Origin of the sequence: Verrucosispora sp. WMMD1129, from assembly GCF_029581255.1 — a bacterium.
In the GTDB taxonomy this organism is placed as follows: Bacteria; Actinomycetota; Actinomycetes; order Mycobacteriales; family Micromonosporaceae; genus Micromonospora; species Micromonospora sediminimaris.
On sequence record NZ_CP120741.1, the window covers coordinates 4914400 to 4929948 of the forward strand.

A 15549-nucleotide genomic window follows, 5' to 3' on the forward strand; every position below is an offset into this window, starting at 1 on the left:
CCGACGAGTCGTCCGACCGGGACACCGTCGTCCCGGCCGGGCCGGATGCGGGGGAGGCAGGGGCGAGACGCCGACTGCCCCTGCCTGCCAGCCCCGTCCGACCGACCCACCCGGTACGCCGGCCCGACGTCGTCGCCGCCGACCTCGGCGCCGGCCGGCGAGTACCCACCGGGGGGCGGCGGACGGGGCGCATCGGCTTAACCCGTATCTTTTTCAACTTTTTCCTGATATCAAGATGCAATCGATGCTTGTCGGTTTCTGGACACCGGAAGGAGCGCCATGCGTACAGGTGTCTGGCTGGTGGGAGCGCGTGGCTCGGTCGCGACCACCAGCATCGTCGGGGCGCTCGCGCTGCGTGCCGGGCTGACCGGGCCGACCGGCTGCGTCACCGAACTGCCCGGGGTCAACAGCCCCGCCCTGCCGGGCTTCGCCGACCTGGTCTTCGGTGGCCACGACGTGGCCGTCACGCCGATCGCCAAGCGCGCCGAGGCGCTCGCTGACGCCGGTGTACTGCCGGCCCGCCTGGTCGCCGCGCTGCCCGAGGAACTGTCCGCCGTGGAACGGGAACTGCGCCCCGCGCCCACCGCCGGGACCCAGGCCGACCGGGCCGCCGCGCTCGTCCGCGATCTCACCGCCTTCCGGCAGCGACACGAGTTGGCCCGGGTGGTGGTGGTCAACGTGGCCGCGACCGAACCGGCGCCCCGCCCGCATCCCGGGCACGCCGACGCGGACGCGCTGCGGGCCGCTCTCGCCGGCCCCGACGAGGTGCTGCCCCCCAGCTCGCTCTACGCGTACGCAGCCGTCGCGGCGGACTGCCCGTACGTCGACTTCACCCCGTCGACCGGTCTACGGCTGCCGGCGCTGACCGCGTTGGCCGACCGCCACGGCGTGCCGTACGCCGGCCACGACGGCAAGACCGGGGAGACCCTGCTCAAGTCGGTGCTCGCCCCGATGTTCGCGATGCGTCACCTCACCGTCCGGTCCTGGTCCGGGCTCAACCTGCTCGGCGGCGGTGACGGCGCCACCCTCGCCGATCCCGACGCCAACGCCGCGAAGGTGCGCAGCAAGCAACGGGTGCTCGGCGAGACGCTCGGTTACCTGCCGCAGGGCGACACCCGGATCGGGTACGTCGAGGAACTCGGTGACTTCAAGACCGCCTGGGATCTGATCACCTTCGCCGGGTTCCTGGGCACCGGGATGCGGCTGGAGTTCACCTGGCACGGCTGCGACTCGGCGCTGGCCGCCCCACTCGTGCTCGACCTGGCCCGGCTCACCGCCGCCGCGCACGCCGCCGGCCGCACCGGGCCGCTTACCGATCTGGCCTTCTTCTTCAAGGATCCGCTGGGCACCGCGACGCACTCGCTGGCCGACCAGTGGACCCGGCTGTGCGCGTTCGCGGGCAGCCTGGACGCCGGAGGCATCGATGCCACGCGTGGCTGATCTGGCCGAGCTGGTCCGCGCCCCGGCCGCGCTCTCCGTACCCGGGGACGTGGTCGCCGGCGCCGCTGCGGCCGGCAGCCTCGGTCCGCGTACCCCCGCCCTCGCCGCCGCGTCGGTGCTGCTGTACTGGGCCGGCATGGCCGCCAACGACTGGGCCGACCGCGAGCTGGACGCCGTGGAACGCCCCGAGCGGCCGATACCGAGCGGCCGGGTCGGTCCCGGTCTCGCGGTCGGCCTCGCCGCCGGTCTCACCGTGGCCGGCGTCGGGCTCGCCGCCGCAGCTGGCGGACGGCGCGCCACCGCCGTCGCGTTGCCGCTCGCCGCCGCCGTCTGGGGGTACGACCTGGCGGCCAAGAACACCGCCGCCGGCCCCGCCGTGATGGCCACCTGCCGGGGGCTGGACGTGCTGCTCGGTGCCGCCGGGGGTCGGACGGCGCGGGCGTTGCCGGCGGCGGTCACCGTCGCCGCGCACACCTGGACCGTCACCGCGCTGTCCCGCCGGGAGGTCAGTGGCACCGACCGCGCCCTGCCGCTGCGTACCCTCGCCGGCACCGCCCTGGTCGCGGCGAGCGCCGCGCTCCCGCCCGGTCGCCAGCTCACCGCGAGCGGCACCCGGGCCGGTGGTCCGGCGGAATCCGGCCGGCGCGCCCCTGTGGTCCGCGCCGACGGTCAGCGAACCGGCGACGTCGGAATCGGTCGGCGTGCCCTTGACGCGGCGGCGGTGGCGCTGCCGGCCGTCCTCGCCGCCTGGTACACCGTTCGCTACGGCACCGCGCAGGCGCGGGTGGCGGCCGAGCCCACCGCCGCGCGGGTCCGCTCGGCGGTGGGCGCCGGCATCACCGGCCTGCCCGCCTTGCAGGGGGCGCTCACCGCCCGCGCCGGGTCCGGTCTGCTCGGACTGGCGGTGGCGGCGGCCGCGCCGTTGGGCCGGCGGCTGGCCCGGAAGGTCTCACCGACATGACGGCCGCCGGCACCGACACGGCCGCCGACGAACTGCGGTTCGGGTACGGGACCAACGGCTTCGCCAACCATCGCCTCGACGACGCGCTCGCGGTCATCGCCGATCTCGGTTACGCCGGTGTCGCACTCACCCTGGACCACGACCATCTCGACCCGTTCGCGCCCGGACTGGCGGGGCGCGTCGACGCCGTCGCCCGTCGGCTGGCCGAACTCGGCCTCGGCCTGGTGATCGAGACCGGCGCGCGGTTCCTGTTGGACCCCTGGCACAAGCACGCCCCGACGTTGCTGCACGACGACCCCGCGCTCCGGATCGAGTTCCTGCGCCGGGCGGTGGCGATCGGCGCGGATCTCGGCGCCGAGGCGGTCTCGTTCTGGGCCGGTGTCCGGCCGGGCACGGTCACCCCGGCGGTGGCCTGGGACCGCCTGGTCGCCGGCTGCGCCAGCGTGATCGAGGCGGCGGAGGCCGTCGGGGTGACGCTTGGATTCGAACCGGAACCGGGCATGCTGGTGGCGGACATCGCCGACTGGCGTCGCCTGCACGCGGCCCTCGGCTCGCCGGCCCGCCTCGGCATCACCCTCGACATCGGACACTGCCGTTGCCTGGAGCCGCAGTCGGTGCCCGACTGTGTCCGTGACGTCGCCGCACACCTGGTCAACGTGCAGATTGACGACATGCGGCGGGGTGTGCACGAACACCTGGAGTTCGGTGCCGGCGAGATCGACTTCCCGCCGGTGCTGGCCGCGCTGCGCGAGATCGGCTACCGGGGCCTGGTGGCGGTCGAGTTGCCCCGGCACTCGCACGCCGCTCCCGCCGTCGCCGCCCGCTCGCTGGATTTCCTGCGCACCGCCGCCGCACAGCACGCCCTTTGCTCTGCTTCAACCGGCGCACCGCCAGGCGTCCGCTATCCGGACAACGACCGACGCGTGGAGTGAAGCAGAGCAAAGGACGCACGCGGTAACACCGCCACGGCCGTCGACGGCGGCGGACGAGGGAGGAGACGCGATGACAGTGGACGAGCTGCGGGCGGCCCTGCGGGGCGTACCCGATCCGGACTGGTTGGCCACGGCCCTGGACCGCGTCGCGACCGACCCCACCGCCATCGCGCGGTTCTTCCCGGCGGCCGGTCGTCGCTGCGGGCGACACGACCTGCCCGACCTGCCCGGATGGACCGCCGACGAGGCCGCCCGGGCCGTGCTGCTGGCCAGCCTGCCCACCGACCATGCCGAGCAGGCCGAGATTCTCTACCGCACCGGGGACGCCGCCGAGAAACGGGCCGTGCTCAAGGCGCTGCCGCTGCTGCCGATCGGCGCGGCCGGAGTGGCGCTGCTGCACGACGCGATCCGCACCAACGACACCCGGTTGGTGGCCGCAGCCCTCGGCCCGTACGCCCGCCACCTCGACCCGTCGGCCTGGCGGCAGGCGGTGCTCAAGTGCGTCTTCACCGGCGTGCCGCTGGCGGTGGTGGCCGACCTCGACACCCGCGCGGACGGGGAACTGGCGGAGATGCTCGCCGCGCTGGCCGTCGAGCGCCGGGCCGCCGGTCGGAGCATGCCCGCCGACGCCACCGAACTGCTGGATCGGCTCACCGCCGCCAGCCAGCCCCAGCCCAGGGAGGTGTGATGCGGATCTTCGACCCGCACATCCACATGACGTCGCGCACCACCGACGACTACGAGCGGATGGCCGCCGCCGGCGTCCGGGCGGTGGTGGAGCCGGCGTTCTGGCTGGGCCAGCCGCGTACCAACGTCGGCTCGTTCACCGACTACTTCGACTCGTTGGTCGGGTGGGAGCCGTTCCGGGCCGGGCAGTTCGGGATCCGCCATCACGCCACGATCGCGCTGAACCCGAAGGAGGCCAACGACAGGCGTTGTCGGCCGGTGCTCGACGAGCTGCCCCGCTACCTGGAGAAGGACGGCGTGGTGGCGGTCGGCGAGATCGGGTACGACTCGATGACCCCCGAGGAGGACGACGCCTTCGCCGCCCAACTCGCCCTGGCCGTGGCGCACGACCTGCCAGCGATGGTGCACACCCCGCACCGGGACAAGGCCCGGGGTGTCGAGCGCAGCCTGGCCGTGGTCGCCGAGTCCGGCATCGCGCCGGAGCGGGTGGTGCTCGACCACCTCAACGAGACGACAGTGAAACTGGTCCGGGACACCGGATGCTGGCTCGGCTTCTCCATCTATCCGGACACCAAGATGTCGCCGCCGCGAATGGTCGAGCTGCTCAAGGCGTACGGGACCGACCGGATGCTGGTCAACTCGGCCGCCGACTGGGGACGCTCCGACCCGCTGCTCACCCGGGCCACCGGCGAGGCGATGCTGCGCGCCGGCTTCACCGACGACGACGTCGACCGGGTGCTCTGGCGTAACCCGATCGAGTTCTACGGGCAGTCCGGGCGGCTCGACCTGACCGACGACGACCTCGCCGAGCCGACCTTCGCCGGCAACTCGATCCTGCGCGGCGGCAGCTGATGCGGCTACGGCACGCCGGCGGGCGCACCGTCCACCTCGGGTACTGCACCAACGTGCACCCCGCCGAGGACCTCGCCGGCATCGTCGCCCAACTGGACACCTACGCGGTGCCGATCCGCGAGACGCTCGGCGCCGACCCGCTCGGGCTGGGCCTGTGGCTGGCCGCTCCGGTCGCCGCCGAACTGGCCGCCGACCCGGCCGCCCGTCGTCGGTTGCGCACCGAGCTGACGGTACGCGGGTTGGAGGTGGTCACCCTCAACGGCTTCCCGTACGCCGCCTTCCAGGCACCCGTGGTCAAGGGCGCGGTGTACCGGCCGGACTGGACCACGGACGACCGGCTCGGGTACACCCTCGACCTGGCCCGGGTCCTGGCCGACCTGCTGCCCGACGACGCCGCCCGTGGCTCGGTCTCCACCCTGCCGCTGGCCTGGCGCGCGCCGTGGGACCACAGCCACGCGGAGGCCGCCCGTCAACGACTCGACCGGCTCGCCACCGGACTGGCCGCCGTCGAGCGGGACACCGGCCGGCCGGTGCGGGTCGGTTTCGAGCCGGAGCCCGGCTGCGTGGTGGAGAGCACCCCGCAGGCCGTCGCCGCGCTGTCCGGAATGGACACCGATCGCCTCGGGATCTGTCTGGATCTGGCCCACCTCGCCTGCGCCTGGGAGGAGCCCGCCGCCGCTCTGGAGCGGCTGGCCGTCGCCGGCCTGCCGGTGGTCAAGGTGCAGGTGTCCGCCGCGCTGGAGGCGGCCGACCCGACCGTTGACGCCGCCGCCCTGCGCCGCTGGGTCGAGCCGCGTTTCCTGCACCAGACCCGCACCGCCGGCTGCGCCGCCGCATCGGCCGGTGGGCTGCGGGCCGCCGATCCGGCGGATCCGAGCTGGGCGGCCGACGATCTCGACGTCGCTCTGGACGCCGGGCTGCCCGGGCCGTGGCGGGTGCACTACCACGTGCCTCTGCACGCCCCACCCGAACCACCGCTGGGCTCGACCCTGCCGGTGCTGCGCGCCGCGCTGGCCGCGCTCTTCACCGGTGCGGACGCCGGCTGCGACCACCTCGACGTCGAGACGTACACCTGGGGGGTGCTGCCGGCCGCGCGGCGCCCGCGCACCGACGCGGAGCTGGCCGCCGGGATCGCGGCCGAGCTGGCCTTCACCCGGGATGAGCTGGTCGCCCTCGGGCTGACCCCGCTAGCTGAGGCGGTGAGAGCATGAGCAGGCAGTTGGTGGTGCTCGATGTGGTGGGGTTGACCCCCCGGTTGCTGGCGCACATGCCCCGGCTCCGCGCGGTCGCCGACACCGGGTTCCGCGCCGAGTTGGGCACCGTGCTGCCGGCGGTGACCTGCTCGGTGCAGTCGACCTTCCTCACCGGCGCCCTTCCGGCGGAGCACGGCATCGTCGGAAACGGCTGGTACTTCCGGGACCTCGGCGAGGTGCTGCTCTGGCGGCAGCACAACGCGCTGGTCGGCGGGGAGAAGCTGTGGCAGGCCGCGCGCCGCGCCCGACCCGGCTACACGGTGGCGAACGTCTGCTGGTGGTACGCGATGGGCGCGGACGTGAACTGGACGGTCACCCCGCGCCCGGTCTACTACGCCGATGGTCGCAAGGAGCCGGACTGCTACACGGATCCGCCGCAACTGCACGACGCGCTCACCGGCCGGCTCGGCACGTTCCCGCTGTTCACCTACTGGGGGCCGGGCGCGGGCCTGCCGTCGTCGCGTTGGATCTGCCGGGCGGCCGAGCAGATCCTCACCGAGTCCTCGCCCGATCTGACCCTGGTCTACGTGCCGCACCTGGACTACGACCTGCAACGTTTCGGCCCGTCCTCGCCCCGGTCCGCCGCCGCGGCGGCGGAGCTGGACGGCGTGCTCGCGCCGCTGCTGGACGCCGCGCAGAGCCGGGACGCGACGGTGGTGGTGCTGTCGGAGTACGGCATCACCGAGGTGTCCCGGCCGGTGGACGTCAACCGGCTGCTGCGCGCCGAGGGACTGCTGCGGGTGCACACCCAGGCGGGCATGGAGTACCTGGACCCGTGGACCTCGCGCGCCTTCGCCGTCGCCGACCACCAGGTCGCCCACGTGTACGTGCGCGATCCGGCCGACGTGCCGGCGGTGGCGAAGCTCTGCGCCAGCCTGCCCGGGGTGGCCGAGGTGCTCGACGCCGACGGCAAGGCGGCCCACGGGCTGGACCATTCGCGCGCCGGTGAGCTGGTGCTGGTGGCCGAGCCGGACGCCTGGTTCACGTACTACTACTGGCTTGACGACGCGCGTGCGCCCGACTTCGCCCGGCTGGTGGAGATCCACCGTAAGCCCGGGTACGACCCGGCGGAGCTGTTCTTCGACCCGGCCGCGCCGGGTGCGGCGAAGCGCCGCGCCGGGGTCGCCTTGGCCCGCAAGAAACTCGGGATGCGGTACCTGATGAACGTGGTCGGGTTGGATGCCGGCGCACGGGCGGTCCGGGGCTCACACGGACGGCTGCCCGCCGATCCGGCCGACGGGCCGGTGCTGCTCTGCTCCGACTCGTCGGTGGCCCGGGACCGCGTAGCGGCCACGGAGGTGAAGGGGCTGCTGCTGGAACTGGCCGGGTTGGAGGGACGGTGACGGTCGCCGAGGCAGCTGTCGAATCCGCCGGGCTGCGGGCCCGCTTCGACGCCGAGCTGACCGCGTTCCTCGACCGGCAGGATCCGGACTGGCCGGACGGCGCGCCACGGGGCGTCTTCACCACATTGCACCGGTTCGTGCTGGCCGGCGGGAAGCGCCTGCGACCACTGTTCTGCTACTGGGGCTGGCGGGGCGCGGGCGGCCCGGACGGCACACCGATCGTGGTTGCCGCCGCCGCGCTGGAGCTGTTCCACGCCTTCGCGCTGATCCACGACGACATCCTGGACGGCAGCGACCGCCGCCGGGGGGAGCCCTCGGTGCACCGGATCTTCGCCGACCTGCACGCCCGCTCGTCCTGGCGGGGCGACCCCGAGGCGTACGGGCGCAACACCGCCCTGCTCTGTGGTGACCTCTGCGCCGCCTGGTCGGATCAGATGTTCCACGAGTGCGGGTTGAGCCCCGACCAGGTGCACCAGGGGTACGCCGTGTTCGCGCTGATGCGGACCGAGGTGATCGCGGGGGAGTATCTCGACCTGGTGTCCGGGGTGGGCGACGGCTCGGTGGCGAGCGCGCTCACGGTGATCCGGATGAAGGCGGCCCGCTACACGGTCACCCGGCCGTTGCAGATCGGCGCCGCGCTGGCGGGCGCCCCCGTCGAGCTGCTCGACGCGCTGGCCGAGTTCGGTGACCCGCTCGGGGACGCCTTCCAGTTGCGCGACGACGTGCTGGGGGTCTTCGGTGACCCGGCGGTCACCGGCAAGTCCGTCCTTGACGATCTGCGCGAGGGCAAGCCGACGGTGATGATGGCGCTGGCCCGCGATGCCGCCGACCGGGCGCAGGGCGCCCGGCTGCGCGAGCTGTTCGGCAATCCCGACCTGGACGCCGACGGCGCCGCCGAGCTGCGCGAGATCATCGAGAGCACCGGCGCTCGCCGGAAGATCGAGCAGATGATCCAGGTCCGCGCCGAGGCCGGGCTCGCGGCGCTGGAGCACACCGAGGTGACCGCGGAGAGCCGGACCGCCCTGATGGAGCTGGCCGGCCAGGCCATCGACCGACAACGCTGAATGCCATCGACCGGCGGCGCTGCGCCCTGTCGCGCCGGAGCCCTCCCGCACGGCTTTTGATCGAACTGACTAAAGTCGGCATCCGGCGGGCAAAAGATATAGACACATCAACGTATGACGTTTAGTGTCGTCGCTAGGACCAACACGTTTCGTCAAAGGTAAACCGGCGTCGCGGCACCCCTCCTCGGCACCCCCGCTACGGCATTCGGCGCGACGGCGCGCGCCCCGCCCTGGCAGAGGGCGGACGGTACGAAAATCCAGTTGTGGGCGTGCAACGGGGCGTCGCGCAGGTCTGAGGAGGGGCCCCTCGTCAACGCCTAGTGTTGGTAAGGGGCCCCTCCTGACACAACGATCGTTGGGAGAGCTAGATGCGAAAACTCCTCCGAACAACCGTCGGCCTGGCCACCGCCGCCCTCGCCGTACTCGCCTGCACCACACCGGCCACCCCGGCCAGCGCCGCCGACGCCCCGTACGACGTGCTGGTCTTCTCCAAGACGGCCGGCTTCCGGCACGACTCCATCGCGGTGGGCACCCAGACCATCCGGGACCTGGGCGCGGCGAACAGCTTCACCGTCACCGCAACCGAGGACGCCGCGGTCTTCACCACCGGCAACCTCGCCCAGTACGAGGCAGTGATCTTCCTCAACACCACCGGTGACGTGCTGAACAACAGCCAGCAGAGCGCCTTCGAGTCGTACATCAGCTCCGGCGGAGGCTACGTCGGCGTGCACTCCGCCGCCGACACCGAGTACGGCTGGTCCTTCTACGGCAACCTGGTCGGCGCGTACTTCCGCTCCCACCCGGCAATCCAGCAGGCCACCGTCCGGGTGGAGAACCGCGCCCACGCAGCCACCGCCCACCTGCCGCAGAACTGGGTCCGTACCGACGAGTGGTACGACTTCCAGAGCAACCCCCGCGCCAACGCGCGGGTGCTGGCGAACCTTAACGAGTCGACGTACTCCGGCGGTGTGATGGGCGCCGACCACCCGATCGCCTGGTGCAAGACGTACAACGGCGGCCGGTCCTTCTACACCGGCGGCGGCCACACCCAGGCGTCGTACGCCGAGCCAGCCTTCCGGGCGCACCTGCTCGGCGGCATCCGGTACGCAGCCGGCCGCACCAAGGCCGACTGCCGGCCGGAGACCGGCTACACCACCCTCTACAACGGCTCGACCAGCGGCTGGTCCCAGGCCGGGCCGGGCAGCTTCAGCAACTCGGACGCCACGCTGACCTCCGTCGGCGGGATGGGGTTGTTCTGGCACAGCGCCAAGCAGTTCACCAACTACTCGCTGAAGCTGGACTGGCGACTGGCCGGCGACGACAACTCCGGCGTCTTCATCGGCTTCCCACCGTCGAGCGACCCGAACTCCGCCATCAACAACGGCTACGAGGTGCAGATCGACCCCACCGACGCCGCTGACCGGACCACCGGCGCGGTCTACGGCTTCAAGTCCGCCGACCTCGCCGCCCGGGACGCCGCGCTGAACCCGGCGGGGGAGTGGAACACCTACGAGCTGCTGGTGGAGGGGGAGCGCCTCCAGGTCTTCCTGAACGGCTCGAAGATCAACGATTTCACCAACACCGACCCGGTCCGGTCGCTCGCCGGCCACATCGGCATCCAGAACCACGGCACCGGCGACGACGTCTCGTTCCGCAACATCCGGATCAGGGAACTCGGCGGCACGAACCCGCCGCCGGACGGTGACCGGACCGGTCGGATCACCGGACTGGCCGGCAAGTGTCTGGATGTGCGTAACGGCTCGTCGGCGAACGGCACGCAGATCCAGCTCTGGTCCTGCAACGGCGGCGCGGCGCAGACCTGGACGGTGACGCCGAACTCGACGATCCGGGCGTTGGGCAAGTGCCTGGACGTCAACGGTGCCGGGTCAGCCGACGGCACGAAGATCCAGCTCTGGACCTGCAACGGCGGTGGTGCGCAGGTCTGGTCGGCGCAGTCCAACGGCACCCTGCGGAACCCGAACTCGGGCAAGTGTCTGGACGTGTCGAACAACAGCTCCGCCGACGGGCAGGCCGTGCACCTGTGGACCTGCCACACCGGCGCCAACCAGCGCTGGGTCCTTCCGTAACCGAACCAGCGGTAGTGCCCCGGTGCGACGCTCACCCGTCGCGCCGGGGCACTTTCCTACCGCGCGCCGCCCGCCTAGAGTGGGAGACGGCGACCGCGAGGTGGCCGGTGAGTCGACGGGAGGCGCAACCCGTCGGCCCCAGACGCGACAAGCGTCCACCGGTGCACCGTCGGGGCCGCCGCATCCGGCCATCCTCGCCCCGGTCCCGCAGGTAACGGAATCCCCAACACGACAGGGGAAAAGGACACATGGCGCGACCGATCACGCTGTTCACCGGCCAGTGGGCCGACCTTCCGTTCGACGAGGTGTGCCGGCTCGCCGCCGAGTGGGGCTACGACGGCCTGGAGATCGCCTGCTGGGGCGACCACTTCGAGGTCGACAAGGCCCTGGCCGACGACTCGTACGTCGAACGCAAGCGGGAGACGCTCGCCAAGCACAACCTTCAGGTCTTCACGATCTCCAACCACCTGGTCGGCCAGGCGGTCTGCGACCACCCGATCGACGAGCGGCACCAGGGCATCCTGCCCGCCCGGATCTGGGGCGACGGCGAGCCCGAAGGAGTACGCCAGCGGGCCGCCGAGGAGATCAAGGACACCGCCCGCGCGGCGGCGAAGCTCGGCGTGAACACCGTCGTCGGCTTCACCGGCTCGTCGATCTGGCACACCCTGGCGATGTTCCCGCCGGTGCCGCCGGAGATGATCGAGCGCGGCTACCAGGACTTCGCCGACCGGTGGAATCCGATCCTCGACGTCTTCGACGAGGTCGGGGTGCGTTTCGCCCACGAGGTGCACCCCAGCGAGATCGCGTACGACTACTGGACGACGAAGCGGACCTTGGAGGCGATCGGTAACCGGCCCGCGTTCGGGCTGAACTGGGACCCGTCGCACTTCGTCTGGCAGGAACTCGACCCGGTGAACTTCATCTTCGACTTCGCCGACCGGATCTACCACGTCGACTGCAAGGACGCGAAGGTGCGTACCGGCGACGGCCGTCGCGGTCGGCTGGCCTCGCACCTGCCCTGGGCGGATCTGCGCCGCGGCTGGGACTTCGTCTCCACCGGCCACGGCGACGTGCCCTGGGAGGACTGCTTCCGGGCGCTGAACGCCATCGGCTACTCCGGGCCGATCTCCGTCGAATGGGAGGACGCCGGGATGGACCGGCTGGTCGGCGCCCCGGAGGCGCTCCAGTTCGTCCGCCGGCTCGCCTTCGACGCACCGTCCGCCGCCTTCGACGCGGCGTTCAGCAGCAAGGACTGAACCGTACGGACGCCCGGGAGCCGGCCCGCGCCGGCTTCCGGGGGTCGGCGTGGTCAGCCGGCGCTGAAGACGTGCTCGCTGGCCAGGTGGGCCGCGCCCACCACGGCGGCCCGGCCGGCCAGATCCGACAGGACGATCGGCATGGCGCCGGTGGCCAGTGGCGCCGAGCGTCGGTAGACCACGCCACGGATCTCGGAGAGCAGGAGGTGACCGAGCCCGTCGGGCGCCCCACCGATCACGACGATGCCGGGGTTGAAGAAGCTGACCAGGCCGACCAGCACCCGACCGAGCCGGCGGGCGGCATCACGGACCAGCAACTGGGTGGCCGCATCCCCGGCGGTGGCGGCCGCGGCCACGTCCTCGACGGTGAGCCCGCCCGCCTCGGCCAGCCGCGCGGCCAGCGCCGGGGAGCGACCCGTCCGGGTGACCGCCAACGCCGCCCGGACCAACCCCACGTCCCCGCAGTACGCCTCAAGACAACCGGCCTCCCCACAGGCGCAGGGCGGGCCCTCCTCGCCGAGCGGTAGATGCGCGATGTCGCCGGCGCTGCTGGTCGCACCCCGGTAGAGCGACCCGCCGAGCACCAGCCCGCAGCCGATCGCCGTACCGAGCTTCAGGTAGAGAAAATCCTCGACGGTACGGCCGATGCCGGCGTGCCGCTCGCCCAGGGCGAGCACGTTCGCATCGTTGTCGACCAACACCGGGCAGCCCAGTTCTGCGGCGAACGCGTCGCGGACCGGGAAGCGCTGCCATCGGGGCAGGACGGCCGGTGCAGTGGAGGTGCCGCCGTCGACCGGCCCGGGAAGGGCGACACCGACCCCGGTGAGCTCGGTGACACCCAGCTCGGCGCGGAGTTTGTCGACCAGCTCGACGGCCCGGCCGGTCACCGGCTCCGGTCCGTCGCGCACGTCCGCCACCTCGTCGGTCTCGGCCAGCACGTTCAACTCGCCGTCAGTGATCGCAACGGTGACCCGGTCGGTGGCGACCACCACGCTGGCGAAGCGCACGCCGCCGGAAAGGCGGAGCAACGACGACCGGCGCCCGCCCCGGGAGGCCGCCGGCCCGGCGGTCTCGACCAGCCCTCGGGCGGTGAGCCGGTCCAGTTCGGTGGTGAGGGCCGTCCGGGACAGACCCAGCAGGTCACCCAACTCCACCCGGGAGCGGGGACCCTCGTCCCGCAGTAGCCGGACCAACCGTGCCTGCTGCGGATTCTCCGGCCGGACCAGGGCCATCTCGACCACCTCCGTGCGGAGTGTTCCACGGCGGTGTTTCAGGCCAGTGGCCGGCCGGGAGCGGACCCGTCAACGCCTGTCGCCGCAGCGGCCCGGCGTGACCCGCCGCCGGCCGGGCACACGGACGGGCCCGGCCACCAACATCGGTGGCCGGGCCCGTCCGGGGGTGCTCAGAGGGTGCTGCCGTTGGCTCCAGAGCCGGACGGCTTGCTGCGGGGGGTGGCGGACGTCGAGCTGGAACCCGACGAGCCGGAACCCGACTTGGTGCCGGCCGTGGCCGGCGTACCGGCGAACGCGTCGTCGGCGGGGGTGATCCCCGCCTTGCCGTTGGCGTTCAGCTTCTCGCCCAGCTTGGAGTTGCCGAGCTTGTCCCTGCCCTCGTGGTAGAGACGGTTCGCCTGGGCCTGCGCGACCCCGGCCGCCTCCTGGACGGTCGGGTGGTCGAGCACCTTGCGGCCCCGGACCACCAACTCCTCGTACTTCTCCCGGCCGGCACGGGCGCCCAGGACGAACCCTGCAGCCAGCCCGCCAAGGAACATGATCTTTCCGCGCATGGCGGCTCCTTTCGTACCTGACGCGCCGCCGTCCCGCTCCCGGATACCCGGGTGGCGGGACTGACCGATTCGCGCCTGCGTCCTGTCGTCGGCAGCTAACTACCCATCCTGCTCTCCGCTCATACCTCCTTGTGCCAGGATGACGATTTGTCCGGTAAACCGCCCCCGGGCCGCTCGGTGGTGGCCGATGAACCCCCTGGACCAACACCCCCCGCCGTCCTGTACTCTTGTGCCCGGCGCGCGGTGCGGAGCGATCCGCTCCGGGCGTTGTTGCGGTCCCCCGTAGCTCAATTGGCAGAGCAGCCGGCTGTTAACCGGCAGGTTTTTGGTTCGAGTCCAAACGGGGGAGCTTCCCTCCTCACCGCGACGCCCACCGGCCAGATCCGGTGGGCGTCACTCGTGTCCCCACCAGATCCGGCCGACCGGCGCGACGCCGGGCTTCAGCGGGCGGCACCCGGCCAACGCGTCTACGCTGGTGCGCGTCGATCCTGCGACGACAGCCGGTGGGTGGGATGTCCGGAAACTGGAAGCTCCCCGCGGCCGTGCTGCGGCCGCCCATGGCGGCCGTGCGCCCTGCCGTGGCCACGCGGCACGCCCGCCGCCAGGCCGCACCGGCACGACCAGCGCAGGGCGTACCCCATGTCCGCTGACACCGACGTTGTGATCGTGGGCGGCGGCCTCGCCGGTCTCGCCGCGGCCCGCCGCCTGCATCGCGCCGGGGTGTCCTGGCGGTTGGTGGAGGCCGCCGACCGGCTCGGTGGCCGGGTCGCCACCGACACCGTCGACGGCTTCCTGCTCGATCGTGGATTCCAGGTCCTCAACACGGCGTACCCCCGGCTCGGCGCGCTGCTCGACGTGGACCGTCTCGACCTCGGCTTCTTCGTTTCCGGGGTGCTGGTACGCAAGGGCGACCGGCTGCTGCGACTGGTCAATCCGCTACGCGATCCCGCCGGTGGGCCGGGCACCGCCCTGGCCCCCGTCGGGTCGCTGCCCGACCGGCTGCGCTTCGCCGCCCTCGCCGCGAGCTACGCCACGTTGCCCGCGGAACGTCTGCTCGCCAGACCCGAAACCACCGCCGAGACGGCGCTGCGTCGCGCGAACCTCTCCCACGCCATCATCGAGGATCTGCTGCGCCCGTTCCTGTCCGGCGTGCTGCTCGACCGGGAACTGGCAACCTCCAGCCACGTCCTGGCCATGGTGCTGCGCTCGTTCGCCCGAGGCCGGGTCGGCCTGCCCGCCGACGGCATGGTGGCGTTGCCCCGGGCCGTCGCCGCCGCGCTGCCGGCCGGGCTGCTGGACCTGAACACCACCGTCGCCGCGGTGGCGCCGGGCCGGGTCAGCACCAGCGCCGGTGAGCTGCGCTGCCGGGCCGTCGTCGTCGCCGTCGACCCGCTCACCGCCACCCGGCTGCTGGACCTGCCGCCGGTGCGCATGCACAGCTACACCACCTACTACCACGCCACCGCCGAGCCACCGGTGGGCGAGCCGATCCTGCTCGTCGACGGCGACCGCCGTGAGATGGTCGCCAACACGGTAGTGGTCAGCCGGGCCGCGCCCAGCTACGCGCCACCCGACCGGCACCTGATCGCCACCTCCGTGGTCGGCCCGTCGGTACCGTCCGAGTCGGCCGTGCGGCTGGAACTGACCCGGCTGTACGGGCGGCCCACCGCCGACTGGGAGCACCTGACCACGGTCACCATCCCTGCGGCGCTGCCCGCCGCGCCGCCGCCACAGGGCCGGCTACGAAAGCCCGTGGCGCTGGGAAACGGGCTGTTCGTCGCCGGTGACCACCGCGACAGCCCGTCGATCCAAGGGGCACTCGCCAGCGGATGGCGCACCGCCGGAGCCACCCTGCGGCACCTGCGTCAGCACTGAAATTCGGGGTCAC

The 15549-nt window shown here is 72.6% G+C and carries 13 protein-coding genes and 1 tRNA gene; 12 read left to right on the forward strand and 2 right to left on the reverse strand.

All coding sequences use genetic code 11. The annotated features are described in order from the left end of the window. Nucleotides 1–279 precede the first annotated feature (279 nt). From O7624_RS22905 to O7624_RS22950, 10 genes are all read left to right on the forward strand, one after another. The gene (locus O7624_RS22905) at nucleotides 280–1440 is read left to right on the forward strand and encodes an inositol-3-phosphate synthase (protein WP_282237203.1); all 1161 of its coding nucleotides are present in this window, start codon (nucleotides 280–282) and stop codon (nucleotides 1438–1440) included. Further along, the gene (locus O7624_RS22910) at nucleotides 1424–2401 is read left to right on the forward strand and encodes an SCO3242 family prenyltransferase (RefSeq protein WP_282237204.1); all 978 of its coding nucleotides are present in this window, start codon (nucleotides 1424–1426) and stop codon (nucleotides 2399–2401) included. The genes O7624_RS22905 and O7624_RS22910 overlap by 17 nt, the downstream gene beginning before the upstream one ends. Then, complete coding sequence (locus O7624_RS22915; RefSeq protein ID WP_282237205.1) at nucleotides 2398–3333, forward strand: sugar phosphate isomerase/epimerase family protein; 936 nt, start codon at nucleotides 2398–2400, stop codon at nucleotides 3331–3333. The genes O7624_RS22910 and O7624_RS22915 overlap by 4 nt, the downstream gene beginning before the upstream one ends. 70 nt (nucleotides 3334–3403) lie before the next feature. Next, entirely contained in the window at nucleotides 3404–4021 is a 618-nt protein-coding gene (locus O7624_RS22920; protein ID WP_282237206.1) for an EboA domain-containing protein, read from the forward strand. Next, nucleotides 4021–4872: a TatD family hydrolase gene (locus O7624_RS22925; RefSeq protein ID WP_282237207.1), complete on the forward strand. Its 852-nt coding sequence runs from the start codon at nucleotides 4021–4023 to the stop codon at nucleotides 4870–4872. Before O7624_RS22920 ends, O7624_RS22925 begins: the two co-directional genes overlap by 1 nt. Further along, on the forward strand, nucleotides 4872–6083 hold the full coding sequence (gene eboE / locus O7624_RS22930; protein WP_282237208.1) for a metabolite traffic protein EboE: 1212 nt from the start codon (nucleotides 4872–4874) through the stop codon (nucleotides 6081–6083). The genes O7624_RS22925 and eboE overlap by 1 nt, the downstream gene beginning before the upstream one ends. Beyond that, on the forward strand, nucleotides 6080–7468 hold the full coding sequence (locus tag O7624_RS22935; RefSeq protein WP_282237209.1) for a nucleotide pyrophosphatase/phosphodiesterase family protein: 1389 nt from the start codon (nucleotides 6080–6082) through the stop codon (nucleotides 7466–7468). Before eboE ends, O7624_RS22935 begins: the two co-directional genes overlap by 4 nt. After that, on the forward strand, nucleotides 7465–8532 hold the full coding sequence (locus O7624_RS22940) for a polyprenyl synthetase family protein (protein WP_282237210.1): 1068 nt from the start codon (nucleotides 7465–7467) through the stop codon (nucleotides 8530–8532). Before O7624_RS22935 ends, O7624_RS22940 begins: the two co-directional genes overlap by 4 nt. 368 nt (nucleotides 8533–8900) lie before the next feature. Further along, complete coding sequence (locus O7624_RS22945; RefSeq protein ID WP_282237211.1) at nucleotides 8901–10619, forward strand: ThuA domain-containing protein; 1719 nt, start codon at nucleotides 8901–8903, stop codon at nucleotides 10617–10619. Nucleotides 10620–10867: 248 nt separating this feature from the next. Next, complete coding sequence (locus tag O7624_RS22950; protein ID WP_093401383.1) at nucleotides 10868–11875, forward strand: sugar phosphate isomerase/epimerase family protein; 1008 nt, start codon at nucleotides 10868–10870, stop codon at nucleotides 11873–11875. A 53-nt stretch (nucleotides 11876–11928) separates the two neighbouring features. Here O7624_RS22950 and O7624_RS22955 read toward each other — a convergent pair whose 3' ends face one another. Continuing rightward, nucleotides 11929–13107: an ROK family transcriptional regulator gene (locus tag O7624_RS22955; protein WP_282237212.1), complete on the reverse strand. Its 1179-nt coding sequence runs from the start codon at nucleotides 13105–13107 to the stop codon at nucleotides 11929–11931. A 170-nt stretch (nucleotides 13108–13277) separates the two neighbouring features. Then, complete coding sequence (locus tag O7624_RS22960; RefSeq protein WP_282237213.1) at nucleotides 13278–13661, reverse strand: hypothetical protein; 384 nt, start codon at nucleotides 13659–13661, stop codon at nucleotides 13278–13280. A gap of 276 nt (nucleotides 13662–13937) precedes the next feature. Here O7624_RS22960 and O7624_RS22965 point away from each other — a divergent pair. Both O7624_RS22965 and O7624_RS22970 read left to right on the forward strand, forming a co-directional pair. After that, a tRNA-Asn gene (locus tag O7624_RS22965) sits at nucleotides 13938–14010 on the forward strand. 290 nt (nucleotides 14011–14300) lie between these two features. Beyond that, nucleotides 14301–15536, forward strand: coding sequence for an FAD-dependent oxidoreductase (locus O7624_RS22970; RefSeq protein WP_282237214.1), 1236 nt, complete (start codon nucleotides 14301–14303; stop codon nucleotides 15534–15536). Nucleotides 15537–15549: the final 13 nt, after the last annotated feature.

Coding starts and splice junctions, on each gene's coding strand:
- O7624_RS22905 (WP_282237203.1), top strand. CDS start 280: ATGCGTACAGGTGTCTGGCTGGTGGGAGCGCGTGGCTCGGTCGCGACC.
- O7624_RS22910 (WP_282237204.1), top strand. CDS start 1,424: ATGCCACGCGTGGCTGATCTGGCCGAGCTGGTCCGCGCCCCGGCCGCG.
- O7624_RS22915 (WP_282237205.1), top strand. CDS start 2,398: ATGACGGCCGCCGGCACCGACACGGCCGCCGACGAACTGCGGTTCGGG.
- O7624_RS22920 (WP_282237206.1), top strand. CDS start 3,404: ATGACAGTGGACGAGCTGCGGGCGGCCCTGCGGGGCGTACCCGATCCG.
- O7624_RS22925 (WP_282237207.1), top strand. CDS start 4,021: ATGCGGATCTTCGACCCGCACATCCACATGACGTCGCGCACCACCGAC.
- eboE (WP_282237208.1), top strand. CDS start 4,872: ATGCGGCTACGGCACGCCGGCGGGCGCACCGTCCACCTCGGGTACTGC.
- O7624_RS22935 (WP_282237209.1), top strand. CDS start 6,080: ATGAGCAGGCAGTTGGTGGTGCTCGATGTGGTGGGGTTGACCCCCCGG.
- O7624_RS22945 (WP_282237211.1), top strand. CDS start 8,901: ATGCGAAAACTCCTCCGAACAACCGTCGGCCTGGCCACCGCCGCCCTC.
- O7624_RS22950 (WP_093401383.1), top strand. CDS start 10,868: ATGGCGCGACCGATCACGCTGTTCACCGGCCAGTGGGCCGACCTTCCG.
- O7624_RS22955 (WP_282237212.1), bottom strand. CDS start 13,107: ATGGCCCTGGTCCGGCCGGAGAATCCGCAGCAGGCACGGTTGGTCCGG.
- O7624_RS22960 (WP_282237213.1), bottom strand. CDS start 13,661: ATGCGCGGAAAGATCATGTTCCTTGGCGGGCTGGCTGCAGGGTTCGTC.
- O7624_RS22970 (WP_282237214.1), top strand. CDS start 14,301: ATGTCCGCTGACACCGACGTTGTGATCGTGGGCGGCGGCCTCGCCGGT.